Here is a 17371-nt window from a genome sequence, read left to right as displayed (position 1 = left end):
CGCCATGACGGACACCGCGACTGAAGATTAATTCTTATCCGCGTATTTCAAGTCGACGTAGCCAACAGGGTGACGCAGGATTCCGGATACGCCCGGCTTTTCAAGTGTTGTCTGGTTGTAGAAGTATAGTGGGAAAACAGGCATTTCTTCCATGAGAAGTTTGTCTGCTTGTTGTAAAAGCTCCCATCGTTTGTTTTCGTCTGTTTCGTTCTTAATATCTGTGATGAGCTTGTCGTAGTCTGGATTTGACCATGTCGTACGGTTCATCGATGAACCCGTGATGAAGCTCTCAAGTGCGTTGACAGGGTCAGCATAGTCATGCAAGAAAGAAGAACGGGACATTTGGTATTTGAATTCCTTTTGCTCAGATAGGAATACCGCACCTTCCACTTGTTGCAATTTCGCATCTACACCTAATACTTCTTTAAATTTTGATTGTAGCGCAATTGCAATGTTTTGGTGAGACTCACTTGTGTTATAAGACAGTGTGATTTCAGGTAGTTCTGTATAGCCTTCTTCTTTCATCCCTTCCTCTAGCAAACGTTTTGCTTCTTCAGGGTCGTAAGAAACAAGGTCGCCAACCGATTCACGGAATTCTTTCCCATCCGGACCGATAAATCCGTACGTGACAAATCCACGAGCTGGTTTTTCACCGTTTTTCGTAACAAAGTTTACAATTTCATCACGATCGACAGCTAGACCGAATGCACGACGGATCTTTTTGTTTTGGAACGGCTCCATCGATGTATTGAAGCGGTAGAAATATAAACCTGCTTGGTCGTCAATACGGAGTTCATCGCTATCTTTCAACTGATCTGCCAATTCAGAAGGCACACCGGATACATCCAGCTCGTTTGATTGGTACATTTGGTAAGAGGTTGTTGAATCATTCACCATTGCCCAATGGACTTTATCCAGTTTTACAGCCGCTGCATCCCAATAATGTTCGTTTTTCTCAAACTCAAAGCTTACATCGTGATCCCATGCAGACAATTTGAACGGTCCATTCCCTACAAATGTAGCCGCTTCTGTATGCCAAGTCGGGTCTGCAGTTGCCACTTTTTCATTGATCGGGAAAAAGCTTGGGTTTGTAATAATGTTCAAGAATGCTTCGTTCGGTGACGTTAGCGTAACAACGAATGTTTTCTCGTCTTTTGCTTCAATTGCAATTTCATCTGCTGAACCTTCCCCAGTATTGTATGCTTCAGCTCCTTCAATGAAGTATGCCAAGAAAGCTGCAGGTGATGCTGTTTCAGGATTCAACATGTGTTTCCATGCAAAGACGAAATCTCCCGCTACGACTGGATCTCCATTTGACCATTTTGCGTTTTCACGGATTGTGAATGTATACGTCAAGCCATCATCTGAGATATCAATTTTTTCTGCTGTCGCTTCGACCGCTTTATGATCCTCATCCAAACGCGTCAAGCCTTCCATGATGTTGTTCAGCGCGCTCCATGATACAGCGTTAAACCCGATGGACGGATCAAATGACGTCGGTTCTTCTCCATTGTTCAAATAGAGGATTTTTTCGCCACTTCCCGCTTCTTCATTCCCTTTTCCTTCTTCTGATTCAGGTGCAGGATCTGTCTTTTCATCTGGTTCTTTGCCTGCATCCTTATTGGCAGTACACGCCGCAAGAACAAGCGCGAGCATCGCCATCAGTAAAAACGTTAACCACTTTTTCATTACAAAAGCCCCCTTTGTTTGTCTATGAATAGTTAAGCACGAATGTGCGTGAACCCTTACTACAGAACGGCTTATGCTGTTTTGACCAAGGAATCCCTGATCAATTCCCTATAGCAAGCCGCTCAAGTCACTACTTCCATCCCACGTGAATTTCCCTTCTTATCTGTTAGACAGCTTCCTTAGCTGAACACATTTTTAGCCCGTTCATCTTGCAGCCAACAATCGACCTGATGTGTGACAGAGAGCGTAGTCGTTGGTGGATACACCTTATCGCACACTTCCATCGCAAATGGGCATCTTGCAGTAAACGGACATCCAACTGGTGGTGCAAACAAATCTGGAGGCGTCCCGTCAATCGGTTGCAATTCCTCTTCTTTTAAATCTAGTCTCGGTACCGAAGCGAGCAATCCTTTTGTATACGGATGTTGTGGAGAATAAAACACTTCTCGCTTTTCCCCAATTTCAATGACCTTTCCTGCATACATAACCGCGATCCGATCGGCAATTTTCGCAACTACCCCAAGATCATGCGTTATGAGGATAATCGATACCCCCGTGCGGCTTTGTATTTCTTCGAACAACTCGAGTATTTGCGCTTGGATTGTTACATCCAATGCAGTTGTCGGCTCATCGGCGATAAGCAACTCCGGTTCACAGATAAGCGCGATGGCGATGACAATTCGCTGTCGCATACCACCTGAAAACTGATGCGGGTATTGCTTCAGCCGTTCCTCGGGATTTGGAATGCCGACAACATCCAACAATTCGATTGCCCGCTTTCGTGCTTCTTCCTTACTTACTTTCTGATGTGTACGTAAGCCTTCCGTTAACTGTTCGCCAATTTGAAGTGTCGGGTTCAATGCAGTCATCGGATCTTGGAAGATCATCGAAATGTCGACACCTTGCACTTTACGCATACCCGCTTTGTCCAATTTTGTTAAATCACGGCCTTTAAAAATGACACTGCCGTTTTTTATCCTTCCAGCAAGATGAGGAAGTAACCCCATAATTGTGTTCGCTGTTACACTTTTCCCACACCCTGATTCACCGACAATGGCAAGCGTCTCCCCTTTGTATAAATCGAAAGAGACACCTCGTAATGCTTGTACTTCACCGCCGAATGTCTTGAACGACACATATAAATCCTGGACAGACAGCATCGTTTCAGTGAACACTTTCTTTCTCTTCGGTGGCTTTGTCGCCACTGCAGTAGATCCTAGCTTATTTGTTTTTTGTTCAGTCAAATGAATCACCCCCTCAGTTTCGGATCAAGCGCATCTTGCATACCGTCTCCGAGGACGTTAAATGCAAACATTGTCATCGATATGAAAAACGCTGGGAAGAACAATCTCCACCAGTGACCGGACAAGATGACCGGTAAGGCGTCATTTGCCATTACACCCCAGCTGGCAAACGGTGCCGCGATCCCTAGACCGAGGAAGCTCAAAAATGCCTCTGCAAAGATAGCACTCGGAACAGTCAACGTCATTTGGACGATAATGGGCCCCATTGTATTCGGCAATAAATTTTTCCTTATGATTCTAGGTGTTTTGGCGCCGAAAGACTTGGAGGCGGTCACAAATTCATAGTTTTTAATTTGCAATACTTGCCCCCTAACGATCCTAGCCATCCCTACCCAACCGGTAATTGTGAGAGCGATGATAATCGTCGTCAAACTGGCACCCATAATGACCATCAACAAAATGACCACTAGCAAATGCGGGAGTCCATATAAAATTTCAATGATTCGCATCATCAACGAATCGGTTCGACCGCCTTTATAGCCACTAATGCCCCCGTAAATGATGCCAATAAAGAAATCAATCAACGCTGCGGCTACACCGACAAATAGCGATACGCGTGCGCCGTACCAAGTTCTTGTAAAAACGTCCCACCCTTTCTCGTCGGTTCCGAACCAATGGGTTGCTGATGGTGGCTGATTTTGGTTCGCGTATTGTGTTGTTTCAATATTGTGTGGGGATAATATCGGGGCAAAAATGGCGAACAAGGTTAATAGAATAAGAAATATTAAACCACCCATCGCCATTTTATTCTTCCGTAATCTTCGCCATGCATCCTTCCAGTAGGAGAGTGACGGGCGAACGACGGACTCTGCTTGCTCCTTATTCGTTTCCTTCGGTTTGAACCACTCATCTGGCACATGCATAGGTTGCTGATGATTTACCATTATGCCTCCCCCTCTTTCTTATGCAACTTGATGCGAGGGTCGAGAAACCCATACACAATATCGACGAGAAATAGCATGAACACAAGAAAAGCACTATAGAACACTGTCGTCCCCATAATGACCGGATAATCCCGGTTATTAATGCTATCTACAAAGTATTTTCCCATACCCGGAATTGCAAAGATTTTTTCAATAACGAACGTTCCTGTCAAAATTCCCGCTAGCATCGTTCCCATAATCGTTACGACAGGCATTAATGCGTTCCGCAGTGCGTGTCTAATAACAATTCGTGCAGGAGACAACCCTTTTGCTCTCGCCATTTTCATATAATCCTGCGTTAACACTTCTAGCATGCTGGAGCGGGTGAGACGAGCGATAATGGCTGTTGGCCCCGTGGCGAGTGCCAATGTTGGAAGCACCATATGCAACGGACTGCTCCACGTGGCAGGTGGTAGCAACTCCCATGTGACAGCAAGTTGTTGAATCAATAACGTCGCCAACACAAAGTTCGGGACAGAAATGCCGACTACCGCAAAGGCCATAGCAATATAATCGATAATGCCATTATGGCGAAGTGCTGCTAATGTGCCTAATGTGACCCCCGATAATACGGCTACTAATATCGTAATTAAACCGAGTTCAGCAGAGATCGGGAACCCCCTTGCAAGCAAACTATTCACCGTTTCATTTGGTTTTTTGATGGATGGTCCAAAGTCAAATGTAGCGACAGATTTTAAGTAATGTCCGTATTGAACGATGACCGGCTCATCCAGCTTATAAAACTTCTCTAAATTTGCTTGAATCGTAGGATTCGATGTACGCTCTTCGTCAAATGGTGAGCCTGGAATCGCGTGCATTAGGAAGAACGTCAACGTTGCAATAATAAATATGGTAGCGATCATCATGGCAAATCGCTTAACGATGTAAATCCCCATTCAACTTCCCCCTTAGCAGAACTTCGTTTGTAAAGCCAATTCGATCATGACGAGCATCGCTCGATAAGCTTCCAAAATATCTTTCGCTTCAAATTTCACAATCGTCGTACCCGGTTCAATTTCACATCCCGGCATAAGTGCAGCCCATTCTGCTTGCCCGTAGTTTGTGAACTCAATGCGCAATGTCGGATTGACTGGAGGGACAAGTGGTTGGATTGTTGACCGTTTCGCAATTGCTTCTGCTGTCTTCGCTTCTAGTAAGGCATGCGCCTTTTTAGGATGAAGCGTCTTCACCGCAGATCGCGTAATCGACTCTTTGACAGCTGCAGTAACAATGCCAGGTATTAACGCCTCCGCTTCTTTGCATGCACAATCATCACCCGCGACCAGTATGACGGGTACCCCAAAATGACCAGCTACATATGCATTGAACCCTAGTTCTCCTATTTCCAAATCATTTATGTACATCGTGCGAACACCGAAAATTATAGAATGGCTCATGACACCAGGTTGACCCGCTCTCGCGTGGTACCCAGCGAATATTGCGCCGTCAAACGATGCTTCCATCGCCTCCACCATCGAAAGCGCTTTCATCCCACCTGTAATTAGCTCCGCCTCCGGATGCAATTCTTCCACAAGCAAATTATTCATCTTTGAATGACTGTCATTGACAAGCACGTGTTTTGCGCCTTCACCAATCGCAGCACGAACAATTGCATTTGCTTCCTCCGTCATAATCCTTCGTGCTCGTTCATAGTTATGTTGACTCGAATCAACAAACGTATAATCTGGCAGCCCTGTAATGCCTTCCATATCAACAGATACGTAAATTTTCATCTTCATTCCCCCATGTTGTAATCCCTTTGCGGCACTTACTTATTAGACTAATTCACCAATTCGTAAGTTTAATTCTATCAAATTTTTGTGAATATTACAATATGATATCAAAATAATAAAAACCGTCACCCAGTTTCCCGGGTGACGGTTTTGTAATACGACTCTCTAAGAATTACTTAGATACGCCCCATTTCCATACACGTGCGTTTTCAGTACCTGGTTTGATTGAGTAGTTAACAACGCGCTCGTTAGCACCCATTAGGTAGTAACGGTATAGGGTTGGTGCAACCGGTACTTCATCAACCATCAATTCTTGCCATTGGCTGTAAATATCTTTACGGAAGTCCGCATCAAACGCTTCTAAAGAAGTTCCAGCTGTTAACAACTCGTCGTTCTTCTCGCTTGTGTAACGTGTGTAGTTGAAAGCTGCTGTTCTACCATATAGGCCGGATGGATCTGGATCAGTACCAGTTCCCCAAGCACCTTGGTAAATGTCAATTTTCGGCTCATCCGCTTCTACCATATCGTAGAAAGAGTTGAACTCATGTAGACGTCCGTCAAGAAGTTGAACTTTAATGCCTACATCGCCCCATTGTTGAATGTAGTACTGTGCAAGTGGTTCAGCAATTTCTCCACCTGACATGGAAGCGAAGTTTAACACAAACGGCTCGCCTTTATCGTTTTCACGGAAGCCGTCGCCATCTACGTCTACATATCCAGCTTCGTCAAGCAAAGCTTTTGCTTTTTCAGGATCGTAGCTTGGTGCTTCAATGTTTGAATCATGGAAACTAGAGAATACTGGAATAATTAACGTTGTCGCAGGGAAACGAAGACCGTGGTACAATTCTTTTGCCACTGTTTCGTTATCCATTGCATACCACATTGCTTGACGAACAAGCTTGTTAGCCATTTTCGCGTCTGGATCTGTTACGTTTTCTTTCTTTTCATCGTCCCACTTACCAAGTTTGAATCCAATGTACGTGTAAGCAGTATCTACATCTGCAAGAAGCTCGATGTTGCCGATTTCTTTTGCTTTCTCGTATTGGTCAACTGGAATTTCAGCTAAGTCTACATCGCCTTTTTTCAATGCTTCAAGAATTGCTGCAGAGTTTACTACTTTCAATACCAATGATTTAAGTGCAGGCTTGCCTCTCCAGTAATCGTCAAAACGCTCATAAAGAACAGACTCACCTGGAACGATTTTAGCTACTTTGTAAGGACCGAAACCGATTGGGTTTACACGGATTTTGTCAGAAGAAACGATTTCCTCCATTGTTACTTCACCAGTCATTATGTCACCGATATGGTGTCTTGGTGTTGGAGCTGCCCAAATACCAGACATAACAGAAGGTGTTGCTTCTGTATACGTAATGGAAATTTCTTTCTCATCTTCAGAAACTTTAATACCTGAGATTTCTTTCGTTTCACCGTTATGGTATGCAGGCATACCTTCAACGTTTTCAATCATGAATGTGTAACGAGTTCCTGTGTATTCAGGGTGACCAAGTAACTGGTAAGAGTAAAGAAGGTCACTTGCTTTTACAGGCTCGCCATCATGCCATTTCACACCGTCTTTAATTTTCAATGTAATTGTTTTGTTATCTTCAGAAAGTTCGTATTCAGCTGCACCGTCGTTCGTAATTAAGAAGTCACCATCTGTCGCTAAAAGACTTTCGTCGAAGTAGCTAATGATTTCAGCATCATATGTCCCTTTATAGAACACACGGCTAAGTGTACCTTCAAACGGCGTATCCGTTACCATTGCAACTGTCATTTCTCCGTCTTCGATCGCTTCACCAGTGTTAGAAACGTCTAACGGGAAGTCAAGACCTGCGTTTGGATCTTCTACTGGCTCTTCCTCTTCACCATTTGTTTCTTCTTCTTTTGGTTTTGCTGGCTCTTTTTCTCCAGCACCATCTTTCTCGTCTTTACCTGTACATGCAGCTAAAAATACGCTGAGTACTAGTAGAAGACTTGCAAGTAGCAAAAACTGCTTCTTTGCCATTTGTATTACCTCCCCTTTTTTTTTAGGCTAATCTTTGCCTTGCATCCGACGCGCGTTTCACCGCTTGCCCGATGTAATTTATACACAGCATCATTACTAAAATTAGCAATGCTGCAGGTAACCATACCCACCACTTATTTTGCACAATATCCGGAGTTCGCGCGTACGCAATGAGCGTGCCAAGCGAAGGCGTCCCCGTCGGAAGACCGAATCCTAAGAAAGTAAGACCTGTCTCCAAGCCGATATTGCCCGCAAGCGTAAGTGTCATATTGACAATGACGAGTGAACTTAAGTTTGGAAACATCTCAAAAAACATGATTTTCCAACTAGGTGTTCCCAACGTCTTGGAAGCATTGATATAGTCGAGCTCCCTTTCTGATAATGCTCTGGAACGGATCAACCTTGCTTTTCCGAACCAAGCGAATGCACCCATAATGAGGATGAATGTAAATACCGTGTAATTCGGTACAATTACTACAAAAACGATGATAAACATTAAAGATGGGAGAACCATTAGAAACTCTAGAACCCGCATCATAATATTATCGATTTTGCCGCCATAATACCCTGCGACTAAGCCATACGTAAGACCAAATATCCCTGCCAGTAATGTCACGGAAAGACCGATGGTAAAGGAGTTCCGTGTACCGATCAACAACTGCCCAAATACATCGCGCCCACCGTCATCTGTACCTAGCCAATGTTCCACAGATGGTGCTTTCCAAGTAGCTAGAAAGTTCACACGTTTTAATAGCGTTTGATCGATGAATAATGGTGACGAGTAAGCGGCTAATAGAATAATAGTTAGTAATATTAATGAACCCAAGGCCATTTTATCATTTTTAATTTCACGCCAAATCGTCTTTAATAACGAAGGATTATTTTGTTTCTCTCTCGCTATCAACTGTTTTTCATCTAAGATGACTGTATCTTTCATTTCCATTCCCCTCCTCTTCCTTCTTTTCTTCTATTCAATACGAATACGCGGATCCACAATGCTTAAGATAATATCTGAAAGCATTGTTCCAATGATGACAGCAGATCCAGAAATCATGACAAGTGCTGTAACAACGGTAAAGTCGCGCGTTGAAATTGATTGAATGAAAAGATAGCCGAGTCCAGGGTAACTATAGATTGTTTCGATAAAGACTGATCCCGATATTAAACCAGTAATTTCAAGACCTAAAAAAGCTGCAATCGGTAATAGTGAGTTACGTAAAATATGGCGTGTGTATACTTTTCCTTCTGGTACACCTTTTGCACGTGCTGTTTTTACATAATCTTTCAATTTTTGATCAATAATGTCATTTCTTAAGTATTGGATTGTACTAAAAGTTGCTAATAATGATCCCGATAAGACAGGTAAGATTAAGTGTCGCACTTTGCTCACGTAATAATCCCACGTACCTGCTTCTAGTCGAACATCTACGCTATTTCCATACGGAAGCCAACCTAGAACGAAACTGAAAAAGAACATCATGAGCAAAGCAAATACGAATAACGGCGTAGCAAACGCAAAATAGTTATATGTGACAATAGACTTATCCGCCCATGAATCTGTCCAACGACCTGCAACGATTCCAAGCGGGATTGCAATTAAATAAGATACAATTAACGTGAACGTTGCAAGCAACAATGTATTTTCTACTTTCCCCGCGAGCAACTGCGTCACTTTTTGCGAGTGAACGTATGACATGCCTAAATCACCTGTCACTGCCTTACCAAGCCATCTTCCGTATTGTTCGTACCACGGATCATTTAACCCCGCTTTTTCACGAAGTTTTTCTAAATGCTCTTGCGAAACATCCGGATTCCCTTGGAAAGATCCTGTTAGTGCATCACCCGGCATCATTTTCGCCAGCATGAAGATAATAATACTGAGAAGGATGAGTTGCGGGATCATGAGCAATGTTCTACGTAAAATAAACTTTAACATTTACCTTCATCCCCCTTACTGCATGGCGACCGAATGTGAATCTGAAATCTTCTTCAAATCGAACATCCGTCCATCATTATCAAAGTAATTGCTATATTCTGTTTGGTATTCTTGATTGATTGCTTGACGCAAATGCATCTTTTCAAACCGTTTTTCCGGATTCATCTCCGGAATCGCTGCAATGAGTCGTTTCGTATATACGTGTTGAGGATTGTTGTAAATATCTGATGCGGTTCCTTCCTCAACGAAACGACCGCGGTACATAATACCGATTCGGTCACACATATGCTGGATGATTCCTAAGTCATGCGAGATGAATAAATATGTCAAATTGAATTCATCTTGAATTTCTTGCATGAAATTCAATACTTGAGCTTGTACAGAAACATCCAATGCAGAAACAGGCTCATCCGCAATGATCAATTTCGGATTGAGTGCTAATGCGCGTGCAATTCCAATACGTTGCCGTTGTCCTCCAGAGAACTGATGGGGGTATTTATAGATTGACTCAGGAGCCAATCCTACACGGGCAACAAGTTCTTGTACGCGTAACAATTCCTCTTTAGGCGATAACCGTTCAAAGTTTCGTAACGGTTCTGCAATCGTATTCAAGATGTTTTTCCGTCCATTCAAAGAAGAATACGGATCTTGGAAAATCATTTGAATGTCTTTCGTATATTTACGGCGTTCCATACGCCCCATACTTGCCAAGTCTTTCCCTTCAAAAAGCATTTCACCCGCCGTCACTTCGTTTAAGCCGATGATTGCTCTACCTGAAGTTGTTTTTCCGCAGCCAGATTCTCCTACTAGGCCATACGTCTCACCAGGTTGCAATTCGAAACTAATACCATCGACTGCTTTTACGTGATCAACGACTCGACGGAAAAAACCGCCTCTAATCGGGTAATGAATTTTTAAATCATTCACTTTCAGTAGCGACATATTCTCTCTCTCCTACTCTGTCCTCCGGAAAGTAGAACGTTTTGTAACATGAGCATCTCACAAAATGATTCGGCTTCGCTTCATGCATTTCCGGTCTTTCTTCATGTGCATCTTCAGGAATCCAGGCAATCCTTGGCGCAAAACGGCAACCTGTACGGTCAAGGTTTTGAATGGATGGAACGATTCCGTCGATGACATGCAATTTCTCTTTCGACTCCAAATTGGAAGGAATTGAGTTTAATAGCGATCGCGTATACGGATGTAATGGATTTGAGAACAATTCCTTTACGTCAGCGATTTCGACAACTTCCCCTGCATACATGACAACAACACGGTCCGCCATCTCAGCAACGACTCCTAAGTCATGGGTAATGAGGATGATGCCTGTTTTCATTTGGTTCTGGAGCTCTTTCATCAAGTCCATAATTTGAGCTTGAATTGTAACGTCCAAGGCAGTCGTCGGCTCATCCGCGAGAAGTAATACAGGGTCACAAGCAAGTGCGATGGCGATGACGACACGTTGTCTCATCCCTCCTGATAATTCATGCGGATATTGCTCATAGACGCGTTGTTCGTTTTTAATACCCACTCGACGAAGAAGTTCAAGTGTGCGCTTTTTCTTATCTGCAGCAGATAGTTTCATATGGTAATCCATAGGTTCTTCTATCTGTCTACCAATTGTTGCAAGCGGATTCAAAGCGGTCATCGGGTCTTGGAAAATCATCCCGACGTCTTTACCTCTCACCTTATCCATAGCAGAACGGGAGAGCGACAGGAGATTGCGGCCTCCAAAATTAACTTCGCCTTCTAGCTTTGTATTTTTAAGGTTATGTAACCCCATTATTGAAAGTGCCAGTGCACTCTTTCCACAACCCGATTCCCCTACAATTGCAACAACTTCATTTTCGTGAACTGTTATGGAAACATCGTCAACCGCCGCATAGTAATCACCTTTGATGCTAAATGATGTACGGAGATTTTTTATTTCCAATACCGGGTTTTTCAATGAACTTCCTCCTTACAATTAAACACAGTTGCGAATAACTAATTTTCAGATTTAATCAACAGTTATTGAACCTAATATACTACAACAGAATCGTGCTGACAATACTGTTTTTTTAGAATATCAAAATCTTATTTTATTTCCAATGTGTCAAACTCATTATAATCGTTGATATGTAAGCGTTTTCTAATAGGTTTATTGGAACAAAATTTTTTCACTAATTTACCTTTTTCCCAATTAAAAACAGGAAGAAAAGTCGTTAGCCAAACTAACGACCTACCTCCTGTTCAATGACAGTGCTTCTTCAATTATCCGTTGGACGAACTTGCAGCAGAAGATGCCGCAACAGCAGCTACTGTCGTCGCCATAACGGCCTGTTGTGCTTGCAAGATCATTTCGATCGAAGCTGCTAGACTAATGCTCATTTGTTGGGGATCTTCGGTCAATTGATGGGTCACATGACCGATTGCTACCGATAGCGCCATTTCCCGGTTCCATTTGAAACGCTTCGACTGCTCCAATTGTTTCGCCAGCATAACAATTTCTTGCAGTTTTTCATCTTGTACTTCAAAAACTGTCAGAAACCCGATCATCGGATAATGAACCTGTTTTGCTTTTAACTGTTTACGAAGCGTTTCAAATAAGGTGCTTGCTCTGTCCACGCGAAGCGGATCGAACTGGATATCCATATACGTCATCACTTGTGATAACCATTGCAGTTCATTCCCCGCTTTAAAGCCTTTCCCACGAAGTGCATCATAATAGTCCCGCATCGCCTGTGCATGTAATTCGGGACTTTCCTTTTTCTTGCCGAGCAGCATTGCATACGCATAATCATCATCGGACGTGAGAAAGAAGTGCTGTTTTTTCATCGCGTCATATAATTGCTTTGCCCGTTCGGCTTCTTCCGCAAATGTCGACGGCTCATTGTCCATCAGTAGGGCGGCTAAGTAAGAATGGATTGTATTACGGAAGCCTGCTTGCTTCAACACACGTTGTTTTTCCATCAACCGGTCGGCCTCTTCTTCTATGGACGGACCCGATTGAGCTAAAAATGCCGCCATCATCGGCAAGAGATTCCCACGCAATGGCGAAAACCAACCCGCTCTCGACTTTAACGCTTCAAGTGCACAGCTGAAATTGATTGCATTGAATTCTCTACCCGCAGTCACGTAATAAGACGTAATTGTTAACACCACATTCTTATCAACACTCCATCCCGCCAAGGATTTCACTTTGTCATAGGTCGTTTCCACTTCATGCCGAATCATCTCCATGTTCATGCCGCACAACTCCTTTGCTATATGTACGTGGCAAAGGCTACTAAAGTTTCAATTCGGACTATTACGTTTATGTTACAAACAGTCAAGACAGCGAATGAATTGAAGTACTGGATTGTACAAGCTCTTTTATGAATTGCTCGTCGCCTCTATGAAACGCCTCTACGATCGCACTTCCGACGATGACGCCATCGGTACAAGCACCGAATGCTTCAATTTGGCGAGCAGTTGAAATGCCAAATCCGGCAAGTACCGGCACAGGACTTGACGCTTTCAATTGTTGTAAATGTTGGACTAACGTTTCATCGTACGCATTGCGGATACCCGTAATGCCGTTTACGGTCACTGCATACACAAACCCTTCTGCCTGTGAAACGATGTTCGCGATCCGATCTGCAGAACTCGTGAGGGAAACAAGGGGAATCAATGCAATATCCGTTTCGTTCAACTCATTCACAAACGGAACGTTCTCTTCCAACGGTAAATCCGGAATAATTAATCCTTTAATGCCAACCTCGCTACATCGAGCGATAAATTCTCGGATTCCATATGCCAAAATTGGATTCAAATACGTCATGATGACAAGAGGAACGTGCACATCGTGCGACCGGGTTTCTAGTGTATCCAACACCTTCCGCAACGTGACCCCATTTGCAAGCGCACGCTCTCCTGCCTGCTGAATCGTCTCGCCATCAGCAACCGGATCTGAAAACGGAATGCCGATTTCAATCGCCGTCACACCCGCTTCTTGTAGAAAAAGCAGGCGATCATTCAACACGGTCAATCCACCATCACCCGCCATCATATAGGGCACGAACGCTTTATTGCCTTGTTGCACAGTTGTACGAATCCGCTTTTCTAACGTCTTCATTTTGCTCCACCCCCTAATGCTTCACGCACTGTTTGCATATCTTTATCGCCTCTGCCCGACAAACAAATGACGACAATTTCATCGTTAGCCATCCCTTCGGCTAGACCAATCGCAAACTGTACCGCATGTGCACTTTCAAGCGCAGGAATAATCCCTTCAGTTTTCGCCAATGTTTGTAAGCCTTCCAAAGCTTCTACGTCCGTTACAGCTGAATACGTTACGCGTCTTATATCATGCAAATGACAATGCTCCGGTCCAACCGCAGGATAGTCGAGCCCCGCCGAAATCGAATGCGCTTCTTGGATAAACCCATCATCGTCTTGAAGCACATACATATACGCCCCATGCAGTACGCCTTCCTTTCCATCTGCAATGGCAGCCGCGTGCATACCACTCGCAATCCCGCTTCCTGCAGCTTCCACTCCATACAGCGCAACTTCTTCATCGTCAATAAACGGATGGAACATGCCAATTGCATTACTGCCGCCTCCGATGCATGCGACAACAGCATCTGGCAACCGCCCTTCCTTCTCGACAATTTGCTTTCGTGTCTCAACGCCGATCACTCGTTGGAAGTCACGGACAATTTCAGGAAACGGATGTGGACCAAGCGCGGAACCTAATATATAATGCGTATCTTCGACATTTGCTACCCAATAGCGAAGCGCTTCATTGACCGCATCCTTCAACGTTCCTGCTCCCTTGTCGACCGATACGACCTTCGCCCCGAGCAACTCCATTCGAAAGACATTTAACGCCTGTCGCCGAATATCTTCCTTTCCCATGAAGACGACACAATCCAAGCCAAAGAGTGCACACGCAGTCGCAGTTGCCACCCCATGCTGACCCGCCCCCGTTTCTGCAACGATTTTCTTTTTACCCATGCGGATTGCAAGCAATGCTTGCCCAAGCGAATTGTTGATTTTGTGAGCACCAGTATGGTTCAAATCCTCACGTTTCAAGAAAATTTTTGCACCACCGACCAATTTTGTTAGCCGTTCCGCAAAATACAATGGGTTTTCGCGTCCAACGAAATCGCGTAAATAACCGTCTAATTCCTTTTGGAACCGTGGATCTTTCTTCGCATCCTCATACGCTTCCTCCAGTTCGAGCAACGCCGTCATTAACGTCTCCGGTACATACTGCCCGCCAAACTTTCCATATCTACCTTTCCTCGTCTCCATTACCATCCTCAACTCTCCTCCTCTTTCACTGTACGAATAAACTCGCGTATCAAAGATGCATCTTTTCGTCCGTCCTTCTCCACTCCACTTGACACGTCCACCATGAAAGGGCGCACTTGCCGAATTGCATCCCGGACATTGCCCGCATGTAAACCGCCCGCCACAATCATCCGTTCCTTCGGTAACTCACCTTTCAACAAGCTCCAGTCAAACACCTTACCGCTACCGCCTTTGAACTCTATACCCGGCGCATCCACCAACACAAAATCCGTTTTAGCTTCCCTCACATCCATCATATCTTCAGCACCACGCACTGCTACTACTTTAATAGAAGGAAGTCCTACACGTTGGATAAATTCGGCAGATTCTTCCCCGTGATATTGCACAACATCCAAAGGAACCTCTCGATACGCAAACGCCAACTCTTCCGCGGTAGCATTCACAAAAACACCGATTTTCAACACATGTTCAGGGACCGATCGTGCCAGTTCTTTTGCTTGCGCAATCGCGACACGGCGTCTGCTCGGTGCAAACACGAATCCGACCGCATCCACACCCGCTTCAACCGCCGCTTCAACATGCTCAGTTTCCATCAATCCGCAAATTTTCACTTTCGTCATGACAGCACACCTACTTTCGGTACTTGCAACGACTGGATGGATGTTTGAACAGACACACTACGCATTAACGATTCACCCACTAGAACCGCACACGCACCTGCTGTTGCCACGCGCCTCGCATCTTCCTCGTTAAAGATGCCACTCTCACTAATGAACACCCGATCTTCATCGAACGGAAACTGTTTTGCCACTTCTTCCGTCCTTGCTAATTCTACTTCAAATGTCCGCAAATCACGGTTATTAACGCCAATAATTTTTGCGTCTATCGCAAGCGCTCGTTGCAACTCCTGCACATCATGTACTTCGACTAACACATCGAGTCCACGTTCTGCCGCATAACGGTGGAGACGTTGTAACGTCACATCGTCAAGTGCAGCGACAATGAGCAAAACGACTGATGCGCCTGCTTGAATTGCTCGATCGATTTGTACTTCATGAATGATAAAATCTTTGCAAAGCAGTGGTAGTCTAACCGTTTCAGCAACTGCAGCCAGGTCGTTCATAGAACCTTTAAAGAACATTGAATCGGTGAGTACTGAAATACAAGCAGCACCTGCCTCTTCATACAACTTCGCTTGTGCTACTGGATTCGCCCCTTCCGCTATGAGGCCTTTCGACGGGGAAGCGCGTTTAATTTCTGCAATAACTTGAAGTTTTTTTGCGTCTTTTAATGTGTTAAAGAGGGATGGTCTCTTCAAAATTGTTTCACGGGAAACATCCTGTTCATTCATCAACAATTGCTTTACCTCAAGCCGCTTCACGCTCAATATTTCGTCTAATATCGTCATCACACGGATACCTCCCGTCCGATTTGTTCGCTATATGCAACGACTGCTTCCATTTTCAGTCGTGCATGGCCACTGACAATGCTATCTATCGCTACGTCCACCCCTTCACGGATTGTGTCGGTTAACCCATTTGCAAAAAGACCTAAACCTGCGTTCAATACGACTGTGTCAAATCGCGGCCCGCGTTCCCCTTGGAGTATGGAGCGGATCATCGCTGCATTTTCATCAGCGGTTCCTCCGCGAATCGCAGAAGGATGTGCGTATTTCAATCCAACCTCCTCTGCGGTTAAAGAAAAAGGAATTAAATCGCCTTTATCCAACAGGACAAACGAATTTTGCCCGGCAAGCGAAGCTTCATCCATCCCACCTGCACCTGACACGACAATTGCTCGTTCCCTGCCAAGCATGCGCAGTACAGACGCATAGTCCATTATGAAGTCTGGTCGGTTAATGCCTGTAAATTGTGTCGGCAACGAAACGGGATTTGTCAGCGGGCCGACGAGATTAAAGATCGTTGGCTTGCCAATTCGTCTTCGAATTTCACCAATCCTTTTCATCTTCGTGTGGACAACCGGGGCAAATAAAAACGTAATCCCTTCCGCTTCAAGCAAGTCCGCCATCTCGCTTGTGTTAAAACGCGCGTGAACACCTAACGCATCGAGTACATCATGGCTGCCTGCCGCACTGGAAATCTTACGGTTGCCATGCTTCACAACTTTTACGCCAGCACCCGCTAGAACGAACGCTGCTGTTGTACTAATGTTAAATGAGTTCGAGCCGTCGCCTCCCGTTCCACAATTGTCCAAATACCGCGCTTGCGGCACGTCAATTGGCAATGCATGAGACGTCGTGACCGTCGCAAGTGCCGCCACTTCCGATGCCGTTTCTCCTTTGTTCGCTAATCCTACAAGAAAGCGGGTCATATCCTCATCAGTTGCTTCTCCACTAAATAGTTGTTGCGCCGCTTCTATCATCTCGCCGTATAGTAAGTTTCGACCTTCATTTACTATTTCTATATACTTTTTCACACTCATCTCTCCTCTGCTTTTCTAAACTGGACGCATCATTTCTTTAAGACTTTTCTTTATTAATT

The 17371-nt window shown here is 44.4% G+C and carries 16 protein-coding genes; all 16 read right to left on the bottom strand.

Annotated features, from left to right (window positions below; all coding sequences use genetic code 11):
• Positions 1-27 precede the first annotated feature (27 nt).
• Positions 28-1689, bottom strand: coding sequence for a peptide ABC transporter substrate-binding protein (locus ACVHUV_RS04130; RefSeq protein WP_462086211.1), 1662 nt, complete (start codon positions 1687-1689; stop codon positions 28-30).
• Positions 1690-1868: 179 nt separating this feature from the next.
• Positions 1869-2849: an ABC transporter ATP-binding protein gene (locus ACVHUV_RS04125; RefSeq protein ID WP_462086857.1), complete on the bottom strand. Its 981-nt coding sequence runs from the start codon at positions 2847-2849 to the stop codon at positions 1869-1871.
• Positions 2850-2938: 89 nt separating this feature from the next.
• Positions 2939-3877, bottom strand: a complete 939-nt coding sequence (locus tag ACVHUV_RS04120; protein WP_462086210.1) for an ABC transporter permease — start codon at positions 3875-3877, stop codon at positions 2939-2941.
• Positions 3877-4812: an ABC transporter permease gene (locus tag ACVHUV_RS04115; protein WP_462086209.1), complete on the bottom strand. Its 936-nt coding sequence runs from the start codon at positions 4810-4812 to the stop codon at positions 3877-3879. Before ACVHUV_RS04115 ends, ACVHUV_RS04120 begins: the two co-directional genes overlap by 1 nt.
• 12 nt (positions 4813-4824) lie before the next feature.
• Positions 4825-5649 carry a D-aminopeptidase DppA gene (dppA, locus tag ACVHUV_RS04110; protein ID WP_462086208.1) on the bottom strand — a complete coding sequence of 275 codons (825 nt, stop codon included), beginning with the start codon at positions 5647-5649 and terminating at the stop codon, positions 4825-4827.
• 172 nt (positions 5650-5821) lie between these two features.
• Complete coding sequence (gene opp4A / locus ACVHUV_RS04105; protein ID WP_462086207.1) at positions 5822-7654, bottom strand: oligopeptide ABC transporter substrate-binding protein; 1833 nt, start codon at positions 7652-7654, stop codon at positions 5822-5824.
• Between the two features lie 22 nt (positions 7655-7676).
• On the bottom strand, positions 7677-8591 hold the full coding sequence (locus ACVHUV_RS04100; protein ID WP_462086206.1) for an ABC transporter permease: 915 nt from the start codon (positions 8589-8591) through the stop codon (positions 7677-7679).
• 30 nt (positions 8592-8621) lie between these two features.
• Positions 8622-9590 carry an oligopeptide ABC transporter permease gene (gene opp4B, locus ACVHUV_RS04095; RefSeq protein WP_462086205.1) on the bottom strand — a complete coding sequence of 323 codons (969 nt, stop codon included), beginning with the start codon at positions 9588-9590 and terminating at the stop codon, positions 8622-8624.
• A 15-nt stretch (positions 9591-9605) separates the two neighbouring features.
• On the bottom strand, positions 9606-10532 hold the full coding sequence (locus ACVHUV_RS04090) for an ABC transporter ATP-binding protein (RefSeq protein ID WP_462086204.1): 927 nt from the start codon (positions 10530-10532) through the stop codon (positions 9606-9608).
• Entirely contained in the window at positions 10510-11538 is a 1029-nt protein-coding gene (locus ACVHUV_RS04085) for an ABC transporter ATP-binding protein (RefSeq protein WP_317943393.1), read from the bottom strand. Before ACVHUV_RS04085 ends, ACVHUV_RS04090 begins: the two co-directional genes overlap by 23 nt.
• Positions 11539-11843: 305 nt before the next feature.
• Positions 11844-12818 carry a DUF4003 family protein gene (locus ACVHUV_RS04080; protein WP_462086203.1) on the bottom strand — a complete coding sequence of 325 codons (975 nt, stop codon included), beginning with the start codon at positions 12816-12818 and terminating at the stop codon, positions 11844-11846.
• An 82-nt stretch (positions 12819-12900) separates the two neighbouring features.
• Entirely contained in the window at positions 12901-13686 is a 786-nt protein-coding gene (gene trpA, locus ACVHUV_RS04075; RefSeq protein ID WP_462086202.1) for a tryptophan synthase subunit alpha, read from the bottom strand.
• A complete protein-coding gene (trpB, locus tag ACVHUV_RS04070; RefSeq protein ID WP_462086856.1) occupies positions 13683-14870 on the bottom strand; it encodes a tryptophan synthase subunit beta in 1188 nt (395 codons plus the stop codon). Before trpB ends, trpA begins: the two co-directional genes overlap by 4 nt.
• An 8-nt stretch (positions 14871-14878) precedes the next feature.
• Positions 14879-15490 carry a phosphoribosylanthranilate isomerase gene (locus ACVHUV_RS04065; protein ID WP_462086201.1) on the bottom strand — a complete coding sequence of 204 codons (612 nt, stop codon included), beginning with the start codon at positions 15488-15490 and terminating at the stop codon, positions 14879-14881.
• Entirely contained in the window at positions 15487-16278 is a 792-nt protein-coding gene (gene trpC / locus ACVHUV_RS04060) for an indole-3-glycerol phosphate synthase TrpC (protein ID WP_462086855.1), read from the bottom strand. Before trpC ends, ACVHUV_RS04065 begins: the two co-directional genes overlap by 4 nt.
• Positions 16278-17312: an anthranilate phosphoribosyltransferase gene (trpD, locus tag ACVHUV_RS04055; RefSeq protein ID WP_462086200.1), complete on the bottom strand. Its 1035-nt coding sequence runs from the start codon at positions 17310-17312 to the stop codon at positions 16278-16280. Before trpD ends, trpC begins: the two co-directional genes overlap by 1 nt.
• Between the last annotated feature and the right edge of the window lie 59 nt (positions 17313-17371).

It is taken from the genome of Sporosarcina saromensis, from assembly GCF_054901285.1.
The sequence above is the reverse complement of the archived record's forward strand: the minus strand, read 5'-3'. Positions and strand labels throughout refer to the sequence as shown.

Bases quoted from the DNA above. Each gene is read 5' to 3' on its own strand.
- ACVHUV_RS04065 (WP_462086201.1), bottom strand. From the start codon at position 15,490: ATGACGAAAGTGAAAATTTGCGGATTGATGGAAACTGAGCATGTTGAA.
- ACVHUV_RS04120 (WP_462086210.1), bottom strand. From the start codon at position 3,877: ATGGTAAATCATCAGCAACCTATGCATGTGCCAGATGAGTGGTTCAAA.
- trpC (WP_462086855.1), bottom strand. From the start codon at position 16,278: ATGACGATATTAGACGAAATATTGAGCGTGAAGCGGCTTGAGGTAAAG.
- ACVHUV_RS04090 (WP_462086204.1), bottom strand. From the start codon at position 10,532: ATGTCGCTACTGAAAGTGAATGATTTAAAAATTCATTACCCGATTAGA.
- ACVHUV_RS04130 (WP_462086211.1), bottom strand. From the start codon at position 1,689: ATGAAAAAGTGGTTAACGTTTTTACTGATGGCGATGCTCGCGCTTGTT.
- ACVHUV_RS04080 (WP_462086203.1), bottom strand. From the start codon at position 12,818: ATGAACATGGAGATGATTCGGCATGAAGTGGAAACGACCTATGACAAA.
- trpB (WP_462086856.1), bottom strand. From the start codon at position 14,870: ATGGAGACGAGGAAAGGTAGATATGGAAAGTTTGGCGGGCAGTATGTA.
- opp4B (WP_462086205.1), bottom strand. From the start codon at position 9,590: ATGTTAAAGTTTATTTTACGTAGAACATTGCTCATGATCCCGCAACTC.
- trpD (WP_462086200.1), bottom strand. From the start codon at position 17,312: ATGAGTGTGAAAAAGTATATAGAAATAGTAAATGAAGGTCGAAACTTA.
- ACVHUV_RS04115 (WP_462086209.1), bottom strand. From the start codon at position 4,812: ATGGGGATTTACATCGTTAAGCGATTTGCCATGATGATCGCTACCATA.
- ACVHUV_RS04125 (WP_462086857.1), bottom strand. From the start codon at position 2,849: ATGCTGTCTGTCCAGGATTTATATGTGTCGTTCAAGACATTCGGCGGT.
- opp4A (WP_462086207.1), bottom strand. From the start codon at position 7,654: ATGGCAAAGAAGCAGTTTTTGCTACTTGCAAGTCTTCTACTAGTACTC.
- ACVHUV_RS04100 (WP_462086206.1), bottom strand. From the start codon at position 8,591: ATGAAAGATACAGTCATCTTAGATGAAAAACAGTTGATAGCGAGAGAG.
- dppA (WP_462086208.1), bottom strand. From the start codon at position 5,649: ATGAAAATTTACGTATCTGTTGATATGGAAGGCATTACAGGGCTGCCA.
- trpA (WP_462086202.1), bottom strand. From the start codon at position 13,686: ATGAAGACGTTAGAAAAGCGGATTCGTACAACTGTGCAACAAGGCAAT.